The organism is Sulfurovum sp. bin170 (assembly GCF_010892395.1).
GTDB lineage: Bacteria > Campylobacterota > Campylobacteria > Campylobacterales > Sulfurovaceae > UBA1140.
In genome coordinates, this window is sequence record NZ_JAACKB010000452.1 from 1 (window position 1) to 5028 (window position 5028).

Annotated in this window: 3 protein-coding genes; all 3 read right to left on the minus strand. The window is 36.1% G+C overall.

Annotated features, from left to right (window positions below; all coding sequences use genetic code 11):
* Positions 1-181: 181 nt before the first annotated feature.
* The 3 genes from GSY74_RS10595 to GSY74_RS10605 all read right to left on the minus strand — a co-directional run bounded on the left by GSY74_RS10595 (position 182) and on the right by GSY74_RS10605 (position 4979).
* Complete coding sequence (locus GSY74_RS10595; RefSeq protein WP_164665101.1) at positions 182-1567, minus strand: hypothetical protein; 1386 nt, start codon at positions 1565-1567, stop codon at positions 182-184.
* 139 nt (positions 1568-1706) lie between these two features.
* Positions 1707-3221, minus strand: a complete 1515-nt coding sequence (locus tag GSY74_RS10600; protein WP_164665103.1) for a DUF3373 family protein — start codon at positions 3219-3221, stop codon at positions 1707-1709.
* Between the two features lie 165 nt (positions 3222-3386).
* Positions 3387-4979 carry a DUF3373 family protein gene (locus GSY74_RS10605; protein ID WP_164665105.1) on the minus strand — a complete coding sequence of 531 codons (1593 nt, stop codon included), beginning with the start codon at positions 4977-4979 and terminating at the stop codon, positions 3387-3389.
* Between the last annotated feature and the right edge of the window lie 49 nt (positions 4980-5028).

Consider the following 5028-nt stretch of genomic DNA (forward strand, 5'->3'; position numbering starts at 1 on the left):
AAATTAACAGAAATTATTAAAAAACAACAAAACTAGGAGATGAAAACTTTAGTTTCGCCTTTTTCAGATCGAAAGCCCAATGCCAATGAATTAGCGAGGCTGAAGCCATCGGTTCCTTATATGCAATTGCATTTTCGGAATCGGCGTGTTTACACCCGAACTCTTTGGTTCAAAAAAAAGTTTATTTAAGATAACCATTCGCTCGTCCATCTTTAATACCCTCTTTTAGAACATCTATCAACTCACCAATAGCTCGAATACCCTTGATAGTCATAACAATTTCTTTTGTATCAGGGCGAATAAATACTAGAGCAGGAGTTAGACCAACCTCTATGCCTAAGGGGAGTTTGTCTCTTGAATTATTAAGATAGGTCATTCTATAGTTAGCATTAACCATTCTTTTTATTTTACTACTTCTCTTCATAACAATATCAAGTTCATCACAATATGGACAGTTGTCAGAACGGATTTTTAGCAAAACAATTTTTTTATATTTTTTCGCCAAACGCATAGCTGTGTCAAAATTATCATACTGGATACTAGGTTCTCTCTTTTTTTTCACCTCTTTAGGTTTTTCAATTTCAGGTTTTTTGGGCTTCTCTTTTTCCTGAACAACTTTAGGTTTGTCTACTTTTTTACTCTCCATAGGAGGTACAAGAGCTATAGTTGGATTCGACTTCTCCTCATTTTTTAGCTCATCATAGGCTAGAGAGATATTTTTTTTGTGCCATATATCATATAGTTTGTCCTCTTGAAATGATAACATTTTTATATTTTCTATAGCATCTTCTCTACTACTGCCATTTTTAATACTCTCTCTAACTTCATCTCTTAACATCGTTAAGTAGCTCTTGGTATTTTTTAGAGAACTTCGCTTTGTTTTAACCCCATGTGCAGATATTATGGTATCCCAAGAGCTATTTTCAATTTTTTTCAGAGCCTCAATCCACTTTAGCAGTGAACGACCATTATTCAAAGAGGGTAGTCTATTGTTGAAAATCATATCTCCAGCAAGAATTAGTTTTCTATCTGGAATATAAACAGTGAGATAGTTATCATCATCTTCTATGATTTTATCTATATCTATACGCATAGTACAACATTTGATTTTAGTATCTTTGGTGATCTCTCTATCTAGTGGAACAACTCTAGTGTTGACAAACGCGTCAGGAGTAATTTTTTTATCTAAAGTTAGTTCTATATTCTCATCATAACCTTTTGGTCCAAGCAGTATTGCACCTTGCTCTTTATAAAATCCATTACCCAATATTTGGCTCTCATCTATAGAGGTATTGATGATATATTTAACAGGTAAATTTTTTCTATTCTGCATAATCGTATAAGCTTGTTGAGCATAACTATATGTTGGGCCAGAATCTACAACCACATATCCATCTTTTAGCTCAATATAACAACTGTTGGCAATATTACCACCATTGTTCTCATGAGCCTCCGTTCCTAATCCAAAAAAGCAGACAACATTTTTTGTCATAGTATAAGGTTTTAGATGATAATCGAATCCGAACAGAGAGATAGTAAGAAAAGATAGAGTTATTAGATAACGCATAATGCTCCAGTTTAAAAAATATTTAAATTATTATAAATAATAGGATAGCATAAATTATATAAAGATAAGAGTTGAAATTTAAAATTGGATGAAAAATATGAGAAAAGTAACAGAATCCAATCTGTTACTTTAAGTTAAACTAGTATCTGTAGCTTACTGATAGTCTAATATCATCAGCTTCAATATCTGTCTCTACAGGAGCTACCCAACCTGCACATCTGATATTTGGAGTGTAGTCATGTTGAGCGTGTGTGTATCGTATCTGTGCAGGAAGATTCTTCTCTCCAAATAGATTAAAGTTCCAATACGCTTCAATCGCACTACCACGAACAGCTAGTTTTGAGCCAATCGCTGTATCCTCTGCCCATGTTATAGGTGTCCAGAACTGTGTACCTTGGTTATACTCGATTCCGAACTTACCATCATCTGTAATCATATCAGGAATGACTAGCCCAACCCAACCAGAGTAACCGATTGTATCTTCTTCCGAGCCAAATAGCTGATGTCCACCATCAGGAACATACAAGGTTCGAGCAACAGAAGCAAAGAAGATTGAGTCATCAAGGAAATCACTTATCTCATCACCAATACCATCAACTTGAAGTGATAAACCTGTTAGGTGTCCTGTACCAGCGTCAAGAGATTTATTAGTTGCTGAGTTAGGATCTGTTGGGTCAAATTTAGCACCTATTGGGGTTCCTGTTCTAGCACCTTTAGTATCAAAAATAACGGCATGTTGAGCCATTAGATTATATTGACCATTATTATATAGTGAAGCTACTGTTACAAAGAAATCAACATTCTCATCAACATCACCATCTTCATGAGCAAAAGGTTTATACCCTGCACCATCATAGACAGACTCAACTCCACCTGCGTGAGCTCTACCATACACAAGTTTCAGATAAGAGCCAGGAACCAAATCTCCCGTTTTGAGTTTGACCATAGCCGCATCAACTTCCATATTGGTTATGTGTGCCAATGGTGATGATGGATTTGGGTTATTTTCTCTAAAGTTTGATAAGAAACCATCACTTGACGGTCTTCTACCGATACTCACAGCATAGAAACTATCACTGTTGTATACAAAGTAAGCTCGTCTTACTCTAAAGATTGTATCAGATGCTTTTGATGAACCAGACCAACTTTTCAATGGTGCATCATGGCTATCAAAAAGGTGCGCTCCCCAAGTGTAGTAAGCTGCAATTTGACCTTGAAAAGAGAGCTTATCTGTTGGCTTTGATTTCATATTTAACATAACACGGCTTGTGAAGAGTGCATCATTTTTAGCTTCTGTTCCTGACCAATCTGCACCTTTAAACTTATAGTCATTATATTTATAGTTTATATTGTCAACGGTACTTCTAAAGTCCATGCTAAACTTAATATTGTCATAAGCGTCGTGTGCTTTGACCTTATTAAGTGTTTTCTTCATCCTCTTTAAGTTCTTCTCTAGTTTTTTAATCTTCTTTGATAAATCAGCATCATCACCAGTAGCATCACCTTTCTTCTGTGTTCCTTCTAGTGTAACTACTCTTGCTTTAAGTGCCTCTATCTCTGATAGTGTTGCGTCACTATTCTCAAATGAGCTAAACTCACCACCTGCCATAGAAACTGTTGCAATAACAGCTGTTGATAATAAAATTTTTTTCATACCTTCTCCTTGTTAATAATTATAATTTAAACTATTGTAACAGAGGAGTTATTAGAGTTGGTATTAATATAAACTATCTTTATAATAAGATAAATATATGTATCAATAGGAGACAATAATTGAGAAAGAAGAGTAGAATTAAATACTCTTCTTGGTTATATTTGACTAAAATCTATATCGGATATATGCTCTAATATCTTGAGCTTCTTCTATAGTTCCTGCCAACATTGATTGTGACATAGGGTCACCAGCTGCTGCACCTGCTTTTAGGTCAGAGATTTTGATTGGTGTACCACCTGCCCCAAAGAATCCTTGAGAACCTGTATAGTCATAATCAATTTTTGTCCATCTAATCTGTGCAGATAGACCTTTTGCTAGTGGTTGCGTATAGTAAATCTCAAAAGCTTTACCTCTTGCAGCCAGTTTAGAGCCAACCATTGTATCTTCACCATATGTAAATGGTCTCCAGTACTCACTACCTTGGTTATATTCAGCTCCTAGTTTACCACCTAAGAAGGAGACAGGTATCTGAGCACCCACCCAATATGAGGTTCCTGTCTGCTCTTCACCTGGTGCTGCACCCATTGCTCCACGAGGTCCCATCATACCCATTATTTGATTGTTTCCATCAGGAAGAGATTTACTCCATGCAAATGAGGCAAATAGTTTGGTTTCATATAAGAACTCTGACTCATCCATATCATCTGTAAGTCCATCAACTAGCAGAGAGATACCTGCACCTAACATATCACCTGTTGTAGAAAATTGCATGGTTCTACCTGTTGGGTCTGCTGCAAAGTCTTGTTGGAAACCAGGAACATTAAACGCTTTATATGCCGTTGTCTTCACCGTATATTGTTTATCATCATATGGCGTAAAGATAACACCACCCAATCTAATATCTTCAATAACATCAGATGAACCAGCATATGCTGCTTGGTCTTGATTACCATCAAATCTAGCAACAGCATTGGTTGCACCTTGACCCATACAGACTTTAAATGCCATACCTGGAACACCAACTGCATCTTCAAGTTTGAGTTCCGAACTTGCACCATCAAACTCAACATCTATGAGATGTCCAAGTGGTGACTGTGCTACATCATCTTCTCTTAGGTTAGCAAGAAAACCAGTTGTTGATGGTCTTCGTCCAACACTTGCTGTCCATCCTAGTCCAGTGCCTAAAAAATCATCTCCTAGATATAACCAGTAAGCCTGTCTAAGTTTCATGGTATTATCTGTTAAATTCTCATTGATAACCCAGTCAAAACCATCAAATCCTGATGAGAAACCTCTTTGAAAAGTACTTCCACCATTGTCTGGCAAAGTAGCTCCATAGGCTTTATTGTAGGCTAATTGACCTTTAAATATAACTTTGTCTGTTGGGCTGTAAGCCATGTTTAACCATAGTCTATTCGCGAAAAGGTCACTATTTTCTCTTTTTGAACCATCAGCCATTGTATATTCGATACTATCCATAGATGTTCTGAAATCAACACTCCACTTGATATTATCTTTAGCATCATGTGCTTTAATCTCACTGAGTTTTTTACTTAATTTCTTAATCTTCTTTTCAAGTTTTGAGTTATCCGAATCACCTTTACTTTGAGACCCTTTTCTAAGCTCTGCAACCTCAGATTTTAGAGCTTCTAGTTCTGCTCTTAAGTTCTCATCATAACGGTTGTCCATATTTGCCAACTCACCACCTGCCATTAGCATGGTTGCCGTAACAATAGAAATTCCTACAATTTTCTTCATTTTTTCTCCTTTGAAATAAAAAAACTATATCAAGTATAATGTATAAATA